This window comes from Nocardioides sp. Root190, assembly GCF_001428565.1.
Taxonomy (GTDB): Bacteria; Actinomycetota; Actinomycetes; order Propionibacteriales; family Nocardioidaceae; genus Nocardioides.
Window position 1 is genome coordinate 444,635 of record NZ_LMIA01000013.1, and the last position, 14,480, is coordinate 459,114.

The following is a 14,480-nucleotide window of genomic DNA, read 5'->3' on the forward strand; positions in this document are numbered from 1 at the left end:
GACGGCATCACTCCACGAAGTACGCGTCGGAGAAGATCGGCTCGCCCTGGCTCTTCTCCACCCACACGTCCTTGAGGTTGTCGGCGACAGCCATGGTCGTGTTCTGGGTGTAGAGCCCGATGCCGGCGGCGTCGTCCTGGATGATCTGCTGGGCCTGCTCGTAGAGCGCCGTCGCCTTCGCCGGGTCCTGCTCGCTGTTCGCCGCCTGGATCACCTTCGAGAGCTCTTCGTTGTCGTAGAGCGAGCGGTTGTTGAAGTTGGGCAGCGCCTCGGTCGACGGGCGCCACACGATCCAGAGGATCGCGGGGCTCGGGCTCGTCCAGTACGACGGCATCGCGTCGTAGGTCGACGGGTCGGAGAACTTGCCGCCCCACAGCTCGGCCATCGTGGCGGGGATCAGCTTCACGTCGAAGCCGATCTCCTTCCACTGCTCCTGCAGGGCCTGCAGAATGGTCGCGCCCTCGGAGGTGAAGATGAAGCCGGCACCGTAGACCAGCTTGGCGCTGAGCGTCTTGCCGTCCTTGGTCCGGACGCCGTCGTCGTTCCTCTCGGTCCAGCCGGCCTCGTCGAGGAGCTCGTTCGCCCGGTCCTGGTCGAACGGGTAGGCGTCGGCGGCCTTGTCGTTGTAGTCCGGCGTGGACTGGCTGACCGACGGGTTGCCCTCGTAGGGGATCACGCCGTGGAAGCCGGTCTCGACGGCTCCCTTGCGGTCGGCGCCGTGGGCGAAGGCCTGGCGGACCAGCTTGTCGGTGAACACGCCCTGCTGGGTGTTGATGAAGAAGGACACCGGCTTGCCGGGCGTGATGTAGCGGATCGTGGTGTCGAACCTCTGTTCCGCCTCCTTCCAGTTCACCGTCGGCACCTCGTAGATGACGTCGGTCTGACCGGTGGTCAGCGAGGCGTAGCGGGAGACGCCGTCGGCCACGAACTTCCAGTGCAGCTCGTCGACGTACGCCGGCCCCTCGTGCTTGGCCGTCGAGGGCCACGAGGTGTAGTCGGGGTTCTTCTTGAAGATGACCTCCTCGCCCTTCTTCCACTCCTCGACCGTGAAGGCCCCCGAGCCGATCGGCTGCTCGCAGTTCTCCTCCTTGGTGCGCGTCTTCAGCGCCGTCGGCGACTGGATGCCGAAGTAGCCCTGGGTGATCAGGGTCAGGAACTGGGGATAGGGCTTGTTCAGGGAGATCTCGACGTGGGTGGCGTCGATCGCCCGTGCCTTCTTGTAGTACGGGTCGATCGAGACCTTCGCGGTGCCGTTGAGGTCGGTGTTCTCGAACTGCTCGAAGTTGTAGGCGACGGCCTCGGCGTCGAGCGGGGTCCCGTCGGTGAACTCCACCCCGTCCTTCAGCGTGAACGTGTAGGTGAGCCCGTCCCCGGAGATCTCCCACTCGGTGGCGAGCCACGGCTTCACGGAGCCGTCCTCGTCCTGGGTGACCAGGCCGTCGAGCACCTGGCGCGAGATGTAGGCCTGCTGGATCCAGCCGCCGAAGATGCACGGCGGCTCCTGGACGTGGGCGTAGGTGATCACGCCACCGTCGACCTTGTCACCGGCCCCGTCGACCTCGGTCGAGCCGCAGGCGGCCAGGGCCTGCGCGGCGAGCGCGAGGCCCGCCGCGGTGGCGGCGAACCGGAAGCGTCGGCGCAGGTGGGGACGACGCTGGAGGGGACTGCTCATGGTGGATCGGTTCCTTCGATGTCTCGGGGTGGGAGGAGTGCTGGTCATGCGGTGAGCTGGGCGGGGTCCGAGATCCCCGTCCGGTTCGGGAGGTTCGCGCCGCCGCGGTAGCGAGCGGCGTGGTGACGCTCGGGAAGGCGGTCGCCCTCGCCGAAGATGCGGTCGCGCAGGGACTCGCGCTCGTCGTACGACGACCGGAGCCGGCCGCGCTCGCGGAGCACGGGCACGACCAGCTCGATGAAGTCCCTGGCCGTGTCGTAGGTGTGGTACTGCAGGAGGTTGATGCCGTCGATGTCGAGGTCGTCGAGCCAGATCTCGATCTCGTCAGCGACCTGCTCCGGCGTGCCGACCGCGAAGAGCGGGTGGGCGCTGAGGTCGCCGAACCCGGCGAGGTAGTCGCCGACGGTCTGCTCGGCGTCGGCGATGCGGCGCCACCGTCCGTGGGCGCGGCTGTCGGCGAGCTCGCCGAGCTTCGCGTCGGCGGGGTGGGCGACCGGGTCCCAGGGCAGCCCGGCGTGGGCGAGGTAGCCCTCCGGGTCGGACAGCTCCTGGAAGCGGGCGAGCTTGGCGCGGGCCTCCTCCTCGGTGCGTCCGACGATGACGCCCGCCGTCGTGATGACCTTGAGGTCTCCCTCGCGACGTCCGGCCGTGACAGCGGCCTGCTTGAGCCGGGCGACGGTCTCGGCCAGTCCGGCGCGGTCGGCGCCGCCGGTGAAGACGACCTCGGCGTGCTTGCCCGCGAAGGCGGTGCCCGCCTCGGACTGGGTGGCCGTGATCAGCAGCGGCGTGCGCTGCCGGCTGGGCGAGGGCAGGTGCGGTCCCTCGACCTTGAAGTAGGTCCCGTCGTGGTCGATCGGGCGGATCCTCGCCGGGTCCGCGAACACGTTGTTCTCGCGGTCGGCGACGATCGCGTCGTCGTCCCACGAGCCCTCCCACAGCTTGTAGAGGACGTCGAGGTACTCGTCGGCGCGCGCGAAGCGCTCGTCGTGCTCGACCTCGTCCGCGAGCCCGAAGTTGCGCGCAGCGTTCGGCAGGTAGGACGTGACGATGTTCCAGCCCACGCGACCTGCGGTCAGGTGGTCCAGCGTGCTCGCCCGCCGGGCCCACGCGAACGGCGGCTCGTAGGTCGTGGAGAACGTGATGCCGAACCCGAGGTGCCTGGTCACCGCCGCCATGGCGGGTACGACGACGGCCGGGTCGTTGTTCGGGATCTGGAGTCCTTGGCGCACGGCGGTCTCCGCACTTCCCCGGAACACGTCGTAGGTCCCGACGACGTCCGCCAGGAACACCGCGTCGAAGCCGCCGTCCTCCAGCAACCGGGCCAGCTCGATCCAGTACTCGATGTCGTTGAACCGCTCGCGGTTGTTGTCCGGCAGTCGCCACAGGCCGTGCGTGATGTGGCTGACGCAGTTCATCTCGAACAGGTTGAGCACGAGTCGCTTGGGCGCGGGAGCGGAGGACTCCTCGCCCGCCACCCCCGTCATGCCCCGAGGGGCGCGAAGGCGCCCCGGTAGCTCGCCGCCGGGTGCCGCTCGGGCAGCCGGTCACCACGACCGAAGAGCTTGTTGCGCAGCGATCCCTCGGTGTACTCCGTCTGCGCGAGACCCCGCTCCTGCAGGGTCGGGATCACGTGGTCGACGAACTCCTCGTAGGTCGCCGGGATCTCGGCGTTGACCAGGTTGATGCCGTCGACGCCGGCGTCGCGCCAGGCGGCCAGCTGGTCGGCGATCTGCTCGGGAGTGCCGACGATCCTGTTGTTGGTGGCTGTGAAGTGGGCGACGTCGCGCAGGGTGGCCGGGCGGTCGGTGACCAGGTCGTTGATCCAGCCGACGATCGACTGGACCCCCTCGGTCCGGATCTCCCCCACCGGGGTGTCCAGGTCCTCGTGACCGAAGTCGATGCCGATCGCGCCGGACATGTGGGACAGCTGGGCGTCGTAGTCGATCCACTCGTCGAGCTCGGCGGCCTTGCGCTTCGCCTCCTCCTCGGTCGAGGCCGGTACGACGTACAGGCCCTGGAAGAACTTGAGGTCGTCGGCCTGTCGGCCCTGGGCGACGGCTCTGCTGCGGACGTCGCTGGTGTCACGGGCCGCGGAGGCGAGGGTGGGCGCCTGGATGAAGACGGCCTCGGCGTTGCGTGCGGCGAAGGTCCGGCCCGCCTCGGACGCGCCTGCCTGGAAGAGCAGGGGCGTGCGCTGGGGGCTCGGGCTGACCAGGTGCGGTCCCTCGACCTGGTAGCGGGCTCCCGCGTGGTTGATCCGGTGGACCTTGTCGTAGTCGGCGTGGATCCCCCGCTCGCGGTCCTGGACGAGTGCGTCCTCCTCCCACGAGCCCTCCCACAGCTTGTAGGTGACGTCGACGTACTCATCGGCCCACGCATAGCGCTCGTCGTGCGCCGTCAGCCCCTCGTGGCCGAAGTTCCGCGAGGCGTTGGGCAGGTAGTTCGTGACGATGTTCCACGCCACCCGCCCCTTGGTGGCGTGGTCCAGCGTGCTGATCCGGCGCGCGAAGTTGAACGGGTGCTCCTGCAGGATCGAGGCCGTGAACGCGATGCCGAGGTGCTCGGTCGCATAGGCGATCGCACTGGCCAGCACGCTCGGGTCGTTGCTCGGCACCTGCAGCCCGGCCTCGAAGTACTTCCGCTCGTCACCGCGGTACGGCGCGTACAACCCGACGACGTCGGCGAAGAAGATCGCATCGAACTTGCCGCGCTCCAGGGTCTTGGCGAGATCGACCCAGTGATCGAGGTCGTTGAAGTCACTCTGGCGCGCGGTCGGTCGACGCCACGTGCCCTGGACGATGTGCCCGGTCGTGTTCATCACGAAGGCAGCGAAGTGGAGAGGGCGCGGTGGGGTGCTGGACATGGTCGTCCTTCGGTTCAGGAGTGCGTGCCCGCTCGAGCACGCGGCGATGGGGCGGGATCCGTGGCGGCGACGCTGCCGACCGTCGGAGTGACCCCTCAGGGGTCGGATCGACCGGTCCGCGCCGGCTCCCCGAAGGGGGCAGGCGACAGGGAGGACCGGTGTCGGGTCAGCGACAGGTCGCGCTGGAGACCAGACAGAGGTCGACGTGTCGGCGACTGATCAGCGTCAGGATGTCCACGGGTCGTACCTCCTTGCTCGGGTCAGGGCGGAGTCGGCACCCCCGACTCACAACAAAGACAATAGAGTTAGTGCACTTTGAGGGCAAGCGGCTCGCCCCACGAGGCAGCAGGCGTTGCCGACCACCCCCGCGGGTGGACCTGCCACCCGGATCGGGACCTCAGGCGGTCGTGGCAGTGGTCGCGGTCGCGACCGGTGCGACCGGTGCCGAGAGCCCGGAGCGGAGCATCCGGCGGAACCGCGCACGGCTGTACGCCGCCGGCTCGCTCGAGGTGATGAAGTCGTCGAGGATGCGGGCGAAGTCCTCGGGGTGGTCCTTGTGCGGGAAGTGCCCCGCGTCGGCGAGGACCTCGATGCGCACGTCCGGCGCCAGCGCGGCGGCGTTGCTGGCATGACGCACCGGGATGACCTGGTCCTCACCACCCCACACCACGGCCATGGGCATCGCATCGGTCAGGTACGCACGATCGGCCATGGTGACGATCTGTCCGCGCCAGTCGATCACCGCGCGCACTAGGTGCCGGATCGCGAACCGGGTCCGGCGGTCCTTCCACGACTCGACGATGTCGGCGACCTCGTCGAGGTCGCGGGTGTACTTGCGCAAGGGCCCGAAGTCGCCGTACTCGGCGGCCGTGCGGAGCGCGAAGGTCTCGACGTGGCGCACGCCCGGCAGCGTCAGGGCCCCCATCACCCGGAACCAGCCGGGGACCTGGATCAGCTTGATCAGGGGCGTCACCTCGGGGCCGAGCCCTCCGGTGGCGACCAGCATCATCCGGTGGGTGCGCTCGGGGAACTGGTAGGCGAACTGCATCGCCACCCCGCCGCCGAAGCTGTGGCCGACGACGGTCACCTTGTCGATCCCGAGCACCGTGAGGAGGTCGCGCATGCCGTTGGCGTAGCCACCCAGCGTGTAGTCGGCCCGGGGCTTGTCCGAGAAGCCGTGGCCGAGGAGGTCGGGTGCGATCACCGTGTACTTCTCCGCGAGCCGGTCGATCACCGGGGACCAGGTGGTGTGGTCGCAGGCGAGTCCGTGGAGCAGGAGCACGGCGGGGCCGCTGCCCTTGATGACGAAGGCGCGCCTCTTGCCGTGCAAGGTGACGTACTGCACCTCACGCCCGGTCCGGTCAGCCTGTTCCGCCACGGCGGCCCCCTCACACTGACGTGCTAGCAGGCGCTTGCTCCTGCTAGCAGGTGATGCCCGATTCAATCACGCCCGGCCGCCGCCACGACAGCCGTCCCCCCGAATAGGCTGCTCACATGTCCCCCACTGGACCGGCCGCCCGGCAGAGCGCGACCCGGCAGCTCCGTGCCGCCTCCGGATCCCTCGGCTCTGCCGCCATCTCGCGGATGGAGTCGGACCTGCCGTGGTTCGGCGCCCTGGGCGCGGAGGAGCGGTCCTGGGTCGGGATGATCGTCCAGGCGGGTGTGAAGGCCTTCGTTGACTGGTTTGCCGAGGGCGGCGGGACCGATCCCGACGACGAGCCGGTCGTCGTGCAGGTCTTCGGCGTGGCGCCTCGGGCGATGGCCGGCGTGGTCGACCTCCACCAGACCGTCGACCTGATCAAGCTCACCATCAACGAGGTCGAGCGCAACATCCGTGGCCTGCTCGAGCCCGACGTGCTCGACGACGTCCACGGGGCCGTGCTGCGGTACGGACGTGAGGTCGCCTTCGCGACGGCCGAGGTCTACGCGCGGGCCGCCGAGGTCCGCGGCCGCTGGGACGCACGACTGGAGGCGCTGGTCGTCGATGCCGTGCTTCGTGCCGAGACCGACGAGTCGGTGCTCTCGCGGGCCAGCGCCGTCGGCTGGGCGGCGCGCGGCGAGGTCGCCGTGGTCGTCGGCACCGCCCCCGCGGAAGCGGCCGGCGCCCAGACGCCCGTGTTCGACGCGGTCCGGCGCGCAGCCGAGGGCCGTGGGCTCGACGCGCTCTGCGCGGTGCAGGGCAACCTCCTCGTCGTGATCCTCGGCGGCATCACCCGCTCCGAGAAGGACGCCGCCGCACTGGTCGACCTGTTCGGCGACGGGCCGGTCGTGGTCGGACCGGCCGCCGACGGCCTCTCCGACGCCCACGTCTCGGCGAGCGTCGCGCTCGGCGCCCTGCGTGCCGCGGTCGGCTGGCCGGACGCCCCCCGCCCCGTCTCGGCGCACGACCTGCTCCCCGAGCGGATCCTCGCCGGGGACAGCGACGCCCGAGCCGAGGCCATCGACCAGCTCTACCGCCCCCTCGCCGACGGTCGGGGCGAGCTCGTCGAGACCCTCGTCGCCTACTTCGCGAACGGCGCCGGCATCGAGGCGACCGCCCGCGCGCTCTTCGTCCACGCCAACACGGTTCGCTACCGCCTGGGTCAGATCGGTGACCTGACCGGCCTGACGCCCTCGGTTCCGCGGGACGCGCTCGTGCTCCAGCTCGCCCTCGTGCTGGGCCGCCAGGCGGGCTGACCCCCAGCAGGCAGCAGCAGCGACGACACTTGTGGGACTCCCACAAAGCCCGGGCGCGAGTTTCGTGAGCAGCGCATGCGCGACCATGACCCCACGCCGGGCAGGCTGGACCTGTGCTCGTGATCGTGGCTCCTGGACAAGGGGCGCAGACGCCCGGTTTCCTCGCCCCCTGGTTGGAGGACGAGACCTTCGCCGCGCGCATCGACTGGCTCTCTGCCGTGTCAGGCCTCGACCTGGCCCACTACGGCACCGCTGCCGACGAGGACACGATCCGCGACACCAAGATCGCCCAGCCGTTGCTGGTCGGCTCGGCGCTCGTCGCGTCCCTCCAGCTCTTCCCGCACCCGGCGGACGCCCACCGCAGCCTCGCCGCGGTCGCCGGTCACAGCGTCGGCGAGATCACGGCCGCCGTCGGAGCCGGAGTGATCACCGCAGAGCAGGCGATGGTGCTGGTCCGTGAGCGTGGCAACGCGATGGCCACGGCCGCCGCGACCACCCCGACCGGCATGTCCGCCGTCCTGGGCGGTGACCGGGACGAGGTGCTGGCCACCATCGCCGAGCACGGCCTGACCCCGGCCAACGACAACGGCCCGGGCCAGATCGTGGCCGCCGGCACGATGGAGCAGCTCGAGGCCTTCGCCGGTGCCGCACCCCAGGGCGCACGGATCCGTGCACTCTCCGTCGCCGGCGCGTTCCACTCCCCCCACATGGCTCCCGCCGTCGACCACGTCGAGCAGCTGGCCCGCTCGGTGTCCACGCACGAGGCCCGGATCCCCTTCATCTCCAACTCCGACGGCAGCGTCCTGACCGACGGGGGCGAGGTGTTGCGCCGCATCGTGGGCCAGATCGCGCGGCCGGTCCGCTGGGACCTCTGCCTCGAGTCGATGGCTGACCTGGGCGTGACCGGCATCCTCGAGATGCCGCCGGCAGGCACCCTGACCGGCATCGCCAAGCGCTACTTCCGCGGCCGCGGAATGGCGGTCGAGACGCTGGCCCTCACCGGTCCCGAGCAGATCGCCCAGGCCCGTGAGTTCTGCGACCAGCACGCCCAGGTCGTCGCGTCATGACCACGATCACCACCGCGCCGGGCCCGGCCCACGCCGCGATCCTCGGCGTCGGCGCCTACCGGCCCGCCCGCCTGGTGCCCAACTCGGAGATCGTCGATGCCATCGACTCGACCGACGAGTGGATCCAGCAGCGCTCCGGCATCAAGACCCGTCGGATCGCCGACGACAGCGAGACCGTGATCTCGATGTCGGTCGACGCGTCCCGAGTGGCCCTCGAGCGGGCCGGCATCGCGGCCGACCAGATCGACTGCGTCATCGTCGCCACCGTCAGCCACCTCCTCCAGATGCCGTCCGCAGCGACGGCGATCGCCCACGAGCTCGGCACCAAGGCCGCTGCGTTCGACGTGTCCGCCGCCTGCGCGGGCTTCTGCCACGGCGTGGCCCTCGGCAGCGACATGGTGCGCGCCGGAAGTGCCGGCTACGCGCTGGTGATCGGCGTGGAGAAGCTCTCCGACATCACCGACCCCACGGACCGTGGCACCGCCTTCATCTTCGCCGACGGTGCTGGCGCCGTGGTCATCGGTCCCTCCGACACCCCCGGCATCGGCCCGGTCGTGTGGGGCTCCGACGGCGAGCACTACGACCACATCCGCACCCGCGAGCCGTGGGTCGACGCGCTCGGCTCCGACGAGCCCGGGATCCCCTTCATCACCATGAAGGGCAGCGAGGTCTTCCGCTGGGCGTCCTACTCGATGGCCAAGATCGCCCAGGAGGCGCTGGATCGCGCGGGTGTCACCGTCGACCAGCTCGACTGCTTCATCCCGCACCAGGCCAACAACCGGATCACCGACGCCATGGCCCGTTCCCTGGGCCTGCCGCCCACGGTGCGGATCGCCCGCGACATCGTGGACGCCGGAAACACGTCGGCGGCGTCGGTCCCGCTGGCGTTCGAGCGGATGATCGCCGACGGCGACGCCCGCCCGGGCGACCTCGCACTCCTCGTCGCCTTCGGCGCCGGCCTGTCGTACGCCGCACAGGTCGTCACCGTCCCCTGAGCCCCCGGCTCCCCCGCACCTGACCCACCGGACACCACCTCACCACCCAACACACACTGGAGAACAAGATGAGCACCGAAGAGATCCGCGCCGCCCTCGCCGAGATCGTCAACGAGGTCGCCGGTATCCCCGCCGACAACGTCCAGCTCGACAAGTCGTTCAGCGACGACCTCGACGTGGACTCCCTCTCGATGGTCGAGGTCGTGGTCGAGGCCGAGGAGAAGTTCGGCGTCACCATCCCCGACGACGAGGTCAAGAACCTCAAGACCGTCGGCGACGCCGTGTCCTACATCGAGCGCAACCGCGCTTCCTGATCCCGGACGGAGACCTTCAGCCATGTCGCGCACCCGTGTCGTCGTCACCGGCCTGGGCACCACCAGCCCGCTGGGCGGCGATGTCGCCAGCACCTGGGAGGGCCTCCTCGCCGGTCGTTCGGGGGTACGTGACCTCGGCGACGTGGCTGAAGGCCTCCCCGTCACCATCGGCGCCCCTGCCGCCGTCGACCCCACCGAGGTCCTCGACCGCGTCGTCGCCCGCCGGCTCGACCGGTCCTCGCAGCTCGCGCTCGTCGCGGCCCTCGAGGCCTGGGCCGACTCGGGTCTCGACGTCGTCCAGGCAGCCGGTGACCTCGTCAGCGAGCGCTTCGGTGTCGCCTTCGCCTCCGGCATCGGCGGCGTCCACACGCTCCTGTCGAACCACGCGATCCTGTTGGAGAAGGGACCCCGTCGGGTCTCGCCCATCTCGGTCCCGATGCTCATGGCCAACGCTCCCGCGGCCACCATCAGCCTCAAGCTCGGCGCCCGTGGACCGGTCAACACCCCGGTCTCGGCGTGCGCGTCGGGCAACGAGGCGATCTCCCTGGCCGCCGACCAGATCCGGCTCGGCCGGGTCGACGTCGCGATCGCCGGCGGCACCGAGGCGGCGATCCACCCACTGCCGATCGCCGCGTTCGCCAACATGATGGCGCTCTCGAAGAACCCCGGCGACCCGACCACGGTGTCGCGTCCCTTCGACAACGCCCGCGACGGCTTCGTCCTGGGTGAGGGCGCTGGCGCCCTCGTGCTGGAGTCCCTCGAGCACGCCCAGGCCCGCGGCGCCCGGATCTACGCCGAGGTGCTGGGCACCGGCATCACTGCCGACGCCCACGACATCGCGCAGCCCGACCCCGAGGGACGTGGCGGCACCCGTGCGCTGCGCCTGGCGGTCCAGGATGCCGGCGTCTCGCCTGCCGACATCGCGCACGTCAACGCCCACGCCACCTCGACTCCCCAGGGCGACGTGGCCGAGTCCCTCATGCTCCACGCGGTCCTCGGCTCGCACGCCTCCGAGCTGGTCGTCTCGGCCACCAAGTCGATGACCGGGCACCTGCTCGGCGGCGCCGGCGCCCTCGAGGGCGTCGCCACCGTCCTGGCCCTCCACCACCGCATCGCACCACCGACGATCAACCTGGACGACAAGGACGAGCGGGTCGAGCTCGACGTCGCCACGAAGCCGACCGACCTGCCGCAGGGCGACATCGCGGCGATCAACAACTCCTTCGGGTTCGGCGGCGCCAACGTCGCGGTCGTCTTCGGCACGCCGACCTGATCATCACCGGGCCGCGTGGGCCCGCCCCCATCCGGGGTCACTGGACTCCTCCCTTCCGGTGACCCTGACTGCACGAAAAACGAGAACGACCCGGCTGGTGTGACCAGCCGGGTCGTTCTCGTTGGGTCGTGCGGTTCAGACCACCTGGTGGAGCCAGCGGACGGGAGCACCCTCACCGGCGTGCCGGAACGTCTCGAGCTCGTCGTCCCAGGGCTTGCCCAGGAGCTTGTCGATCTCGATCTCGAGGGTGACCTCGCCCAGTGCTGCGCGCACCACGGAAGCCTTGAGCCGGTCCTCGGGGATCATGATGTCCCCGTGGATGCCGGTCACCGCGTGGAAGACACCGAGATCCGGGGTGTAGGAGAACCGGGCGCCCTCGGTGGACGCGGTCGGTTCCTCCGTGACCTCGAACCGGAGGTGGTTCCACCCGCGCAGCGCGGACGCCATCTCGGCGGCCGCACCGACGGATCCCTGCCAGGAGAACTCACAGCGGTAGCTGCCGGACTGCGCTGGCTGCGGCGTCCAGTTGGGGTTGACGGGCACGCCGAGTACGCCGCCCACCGCCCACTCGATGTGAGGGCACAGCGCGGACGGCGCAGAGTGGACGTAGAACACGCCCCTTGTTGCACTCATGCTTCCGGTCACCACTTACTCCTCGACTGCTCCTACCTCCGGCGCGAGATACGCCTTCCCCAGCGGTCTCCTCGGAAGTGGGTGGTCAGTCCTGGAACGGGTGTTGCCATCGCCATGAGCGACATGTGTTGTTGTGGTGACCATTGTGGCCCATGGGGCGCGCTGAAACCAGTGCCTCGGCCGTGTGTTCCTCGACTACTCGCCGAGGCCGATCAGCGCGTCCATCACCAGGTGGGCGATCCCGAGGCCCCCCAGGTGGCTCTCGCCGTCGATCGTGGTCATGGTGGCGTCGGGCATCCGGTCCACGCAGTGCTGTCCGTGCCGGAACGGGACGATGTGGTCGTCGTCCCCGTGCCACCAGCGCACCGGCACCCGCACGTCCTCGAGGCGGAAGCCCCAGTCCCGGGTGAACAGCACCAGGTCGGCGAGTGGGGCGGAGGTCTGGAACCGGCTGCCGTTGAGCAGGTCGTCCAGGAACATCGCCTTGAACTCGGGACGCCCGAGCAGGTTCTTGTCGCCCGCGGGCTGGACGGCGGCGTACAGGTCCAGGGCGGGGCCGGCGAGCGGCTTGACGCTGCGGATGGCACCGGTCAGCGCCACTCCCAGCGGCACGCGCGTGGCGGCGAGCAGTGGGGCGGCGTGGACGGCCAGCTGGATGATGCCGCCCTCCGCAGCGTCCGGACCACGGGTGGGAGCCACGCCTCCGAGGACGCCGACCCCGCGCACCCTGTCCGGGAGGACTGCTCCTGCGGCCAGCGCGTAGGGCCCTCCACCGGACAGACCGATCACCCGTACGGAGTCCACGGCCAGGGCGTCGAGCAGCAGCGTCAGGTCCTCGGTCCAGTCCGCGATGTTCGGATAGAGGTACGGCGTCGACGAACCGATGCCCGGCCGGTCGATCCCGATGATCCGGAACCCCGCCTCGGCGGCGTACGCGCGGGCATCGACGGGGATCTGACGACGCGCTCCAGGAGTCCCGTGCATCCACACGAGCGCGGGTCCACGGGGTGAGCCGTACTCCGCGAAGCTCAGCCGCCGACCGTCCCGCACCGCGACACTGCCTTCGAGCGTGGGCCGCTTCGGCTGCTCGGGGATCCGCACCACGGGGAAACTCATGCGCGGAGCATGACAGGTGTACGGACCCACCGGGCGGGTGTCCTAAGGTTCGACCCATGACAGTGGGGGGCAGTGCGCCCAGCTCCAGGCCGACGTCCGGACGTCGGCGTGCTGAGCCAGTACGCCGCAAGCGCACGCTCGGCGCGCCGGGGATGCCGCGGATCTCGATGAAGACGCGGGGATGGCGCTACGGCCTCATCGGCACCGCCATCCTGCTGCTGCTCGGCTGGTTCCTCTGGTACGCCATGACGCCCGAGGACCTGCCGACCAGTGACAAGACGGTGAGTGCGAGCGGTGTCGCCGGCACTCCCCTGTACGTCGGCATGTTCACGGCGCCGGACGACTTCGGGCGCACGCTGCGCATCTCGGGGGTCAAGGTCGCCGCGACCACCAACACCGATCTCACGATCACACCGGTGCTGTGCCGGCGCGGCAACGTCGGAGTGACGACCGAACCCGAGCAGTTCTGCTCGGACCTGGTCGATCCGGAAGGGGCACGGATGGTCGGAGGCGATTCGATCATGCTGAAGATCGAGTCCGCCGAGCCAGCCGTGGCCGTCATCGAGCGGATCAGGATCGCCTTCCGCGAGGACGTCCGCTGGGACACCAGGGCCGCCGGTCACGATCAGGCGATCATCACCATGGCCGGCCGCCCGACGACAGAGGATGCCGCCGGGTAGCCCACCAGCTGGAGGAGGACCTCAGTTGCGGTCGACCCGCTTCTCGAGGGACTCTGCACGCTCAGCCGCATCGGTCAGCTCGTCGGCGTCGATCGCGTTGGTCTTGTGGAACCAGGTGAGCGCGTCGTTGAGGCGCTCGGCCTGCTCGAGCGTGTCGGCGTACGCGTAGCGCAGACGCACGACCCACGTCTCACGGCTCTTGTTGTTGAGGGGGGCGACCTCCAGGGTCCGCAGCGCTGCGTCGAGCTGACCGAGGTCACGACGCGCGCCGGCCTCGACGATGGTCATCTCGGCCTTGGCAGAGGGCGCGAAGCGCGCCACCGACGGGCTCTTGGCGAGCTCGAGCGCGCGCGTGGGGTTGCCCAGCGCGCGGTGGCAGTCCGCCATGATCGGCAGGTAGGCCGTGGCGCCGTTCATCCGCTTGGCGGCACGAAGCTCCGCGAGCGCTTCGGCGTAGTGGCCGGCTGCGTAGGCAGACTCCCCCACCGCCTCACGCACCACAGCGATCCGCGACGCGCGGGCCTTGGCAGCCAGCGTGTGCTGGTAGGCGATCTCCGGCTCGTCGTCGATGAGCTGTCCGGCCGCCGCCAGGTGGCGGGCGACGCGGGACGCGAGCTTCTCGGGCAGGCCGCGAAGGGACTCGCGCACCGAACCACTCAGCTCGGCACCGGTGATGTCGTCGGGGAGCTCCGGACCGTCGTAGACGGCCTGGTCCACGCGACGCTCCCGAGGAGCGCTCTCGCGCTCACCGGTACGACGCCCGGTGGGCGTGCGATCCGACGACGGCTTGCCACGGCCCTGGGACCTGCGGTCGCCGGGAGCCGAACGCTCGCCCGGTCCCTTGCGGTCGTAGGGCTTGCGATCGCGGTCACCACTGCCGCTCCTGGCCCCGCCGGAGCCGCTCGCGCCGCTCCGCGGAGCACCGCTCTTGCCGGCAGCACCGCCCTGGCGCGGAGCGCCCTTCTTCGGCGCGCCGTCGCGACGGCCACCTCGCTGATCTGCCACGTCAGTCACCCGTTCGTCGAATCGCTATTGAGAAGTCAGTTTGTACGCAAAACACAGTAGAGGCCACCCGTAAGGGGCAGCCTCTACTGCGAATGATTGTCCGGCTGCGTCCTACTCTCCCACATCCTCTCGGTTGCAGTACCATCGGCGCTGGCAGGCTTAACTTCCGGGTTCGGGATGGGACCG

At 70.1% G+C, this 14,480-nt stretch carries 13 protein-coding genes and 1 rRNA gene; 6 read left to right on the forward strand and 8 right to left on the reverse strand.

Annotated features, from left to right (window positions below; genetic code table 11):
* Window positions 1-7 precede the first annotated feature (7 nt).
* From ASE01_RS22665 to ASE01_RS22680, 4 genes are all read right to left on the reverse strand, one after another.
* Window positions 8-1,672, reverse strand: coding sequence for an ABC transporter substrate-binding protein (locus ASE01_RS22665; RefSeq protein ID WP_056758106.1), 1,665 nt, complete (start codon window positions 1,670-1,672; stop codon window positions 8-10).
* Between the two features lie 44 nt (window positions 1,673-1,716).
* On the reverse strand, window positions 1,717-3,156 hold the full coding sequence (locus tag ASE01_RS22670; RefSeq protein ID WP_056758110.1) for an NtaA/DmoA family FMN-dependent monooxygenase: 1,440 nt from the start codon (window positions 3,154-3,156) through the stop codon (window positions 1,717-1,719).
* Window positions 3,153-4,535, reverse strand: a complete 1,383-nt coding sequence (locus tag ASE01_RS22675; RefSeq protein WP_056758113.1) for an LLM class flavin-dependent oxidoreductase — start codon at window positions 4,533-4,535, stop codon at window positions 3,153-3,155. The genes ASE01_RS22670 and ASE01_RS22675 overlap by 4 nt, the downstream gene beginning before the upstream one ends.
* Window positions 4,536-4,932: 397 nt before the next feature.
* The gene (locus tag ASE01_RS22680; RefSeq protein WP_200958967.1) at window positions 4,933-5,913 is read right to left on the reverse strand and encodes an alpha/beta fold hydrolase; all 981 of its coding nucleotides are present in this window, start codon (window positions 5,911-5,913) and stop codon (window positions 4,933-4,935) included.
* Window positions 5,914-6,029: 116 nt separating this feature from the next.
* Between ASE01_RS22680 and ASE01_RS22685 the strand changes: the two genes are divergently transcribed.
* From ASE01_RS22685 to ASE01_RS22705, 5 genes are all read left to right on the forward strand, one after another.
* Entirely contained in the window at window positions 6,030-7,211 is a 1,182-nt protein-coding gene (locus ASE01_RS22685; protein ID WP_056758116.1) for a PucR family transcriptional regulator, read from the forward strand.
* A gap of 113 nt (window positions 7,212-7,324) precedes the next feature.
* Window positions 7,325-8,278, forward strand: a complete 954-nt coding sequence (locus ASE01_RS22690) for an ACP S-malonyltransferase (protein ID WP_082606325.1) — start codon at window positions 7,325-7,327, stop codon at window positions 8,276-8,278.
* Window positions 8,275-9,273, forward strand: a complete 999-nt coding sequence (locus ASE01_RS22695) for a beta-ketoacyl-ACP synthase III (protein WP_056758119.1) — start codon at window positions 8,275-8,277, stop codon at window positions 9,271-9,273. The genes ASE01_RS22690 and ASE01_RS22695 overlap by 4 nt, the downstream gene beginning before the upstream one ends.
* Window positions 9,274-9,341: 68 nt before the next feature.
* A complete protein-coding gene (locus tag ASE01_RS22700) occupies window positions 9,342-9,587 on the forward strand; it encodes an acyl carrier protein (protein ID WP_056758120.1) in 246 nt (81 codons plus the stop codon).
* 22 nt (window positions 9,588-9,609) lie between these two features.
* Window positions 9,610-10,860: a beta-ketoacyl-[acyl-carrier-protein] synthase family protein gene (locus ASE01_RS22705; RefSeq protein ID WP_056758122.1), complete on the forward strand. Its 1,251-nt coding sequence runs from the start codon at window positions 9,610-9,612 to the stop codon at window positions 10,858-10,860.
* Between the two features lie 135 nt (window positions 10,861-10,995).
* Here the strand turns inward: ASE01_RS22705 and ASE01_RS22710 are convergent, their stop codons facing one another.
* Together ASE01_RS22710 and ASE01_RS22715 are read right to left on the reverse strand one after the other, a co-directional pair.
* Window positions 10,996-11,493: a DUF3145 domain-containing protein gene (locus ASE01_RS22710; protein WP_056758125.1), complete on the reverse strand. Its 498-nt coding sequence runs from the start codon at window positions 11,491-11,493 to the stop codon at window positions 10,996-10,998.
* Between the two features lie 195 nt (window positions 11,494-11,688).
* Window positions 11,689-12,609, reverse strand: coding sequence for an alpha/beta fold hydrolase (locus ASE01_RS22715; protein WP_056758128.1), 921 nt, complete (start codon window positions 12,607-12,609; stop codon window positions 11,689-11,691).
* A gap of 56 nt (window positions 12,610-12,665) precedes the next feature.
* Here ASE01_RS22715 and ASE01_RS22720 point away from each other — a divergent pair, with 56 nt between their 5' ends.
* The gene (locus tag ASE01_RS22720) at window positions 12,666-13,289 is read left to right on the forward strand and encodes a hypothetical protein (protein ID WP_157537729.1); all 624 of its coding nucleotides are present in this window, start codon (window positions 12,666-12,668) and stop codon (window positions 13,287-13,289) included.
* A gap of 21 nt (window positions 13,290-13,310) precedes the next feature.
* Here the strand turns inward: ASE01_RS22720 and ASE01_RS22725 are convergent, their stop codons facing one another.
* Both ASE01_RS22725 and rrf read right to left on the reverse strand, forming a co-directional pair.
* Window positions 13,311-14,294 (reverse strand): hypothetical protein, encoded by a 984-nt coding sequence (locus tag ASE01_RS22725; protein WP_056758134.1) that lies wholly within the window; start codon window positions 14,292-14,294, stop codon window positions 13,311-13,313.
* Window positions 14,295-14,392: 98 nt separating this feature from the next.
* Window positions 14,393-14,480 (reverse strand): 5S ribosomal RNA (rrf, locus tag ASE01_RS22730); the annotation flags it as partial.

Bases quoted from the DNA above. Each gene is read 5' to 3' on its own strand.
- ASE01_RS22665 (WP_056758106.1), bottom strand. From the start codon at position 1,672: ATGAGCAGTCCCCTCCAGCGTCGTCCCCACCTGCGCCGACGCTTCCGG.
- ASE01_RS22670 (WP_056758110.1), bottom strand. From the start codon at position 3,156: ATGACGGGGGTGGCGGGCGAGGAGTCCTCCGCTCCCGCGCCCAAGCGA.
- ASE01_RS22675 (WP_056758113.1), bottom strand. From the start codon at position 4,535: ATGTCCAGCACCCCACCGCGCCCTCTCCACTTCGCTGCCTTCGTGATG.
- ASE01_RS22685 (WP_056758116.1), top strand. From the start codon at position 6,030: ATGTCCCCCACTGGACCGGCCGCCCGGCAGAGCGCGACCCGGCAGCTC.
- ASE01_RS22695 (WP_056758119.1), top strand. From the start codon at position 8,275: ATGACCACGATCACCACCGCGCCGGGCCCGGCCCACGCCGCGATCCTC.
- ASE01_RS22700 (WP_056758120.1), top strand. From the start codon at position 9,342: ATGAGCACCGAAGAGATCCGCGCCGCCCTCGCCGAGATCGTCAACGAG.
- ASE01_RS22705 (WP_056758122.1), top strand. From the start codon at position 9,610: ATGTCGCGCACCCGTGTCGTCGTCACCGGCCTGGGCACCACCAGCCCG.
- ASE01_RS22710 (WP_056758125.1), bottom strand. From the start codon at position 11,493: ATGAGTGCAACAAGGGGCGTGTTCTACGTCCACTCTGCGCCGTCCGCG.
- ASE01_RS22715 (WP_056758128.1), bottom strand. From the start codon at position 12,609: ATGAGTTTCCCCGTGGTGCGGATCCCCGAGCAGCCGAAGCGGCCCACG.
- ASE01_RS22720 (WP_157537729.1), top strand. From the start codon at position 12,666: ATGACAGTGGGGGGCAGTGCGCCCAGCTCCAGGCCGACGTCCGGACGT.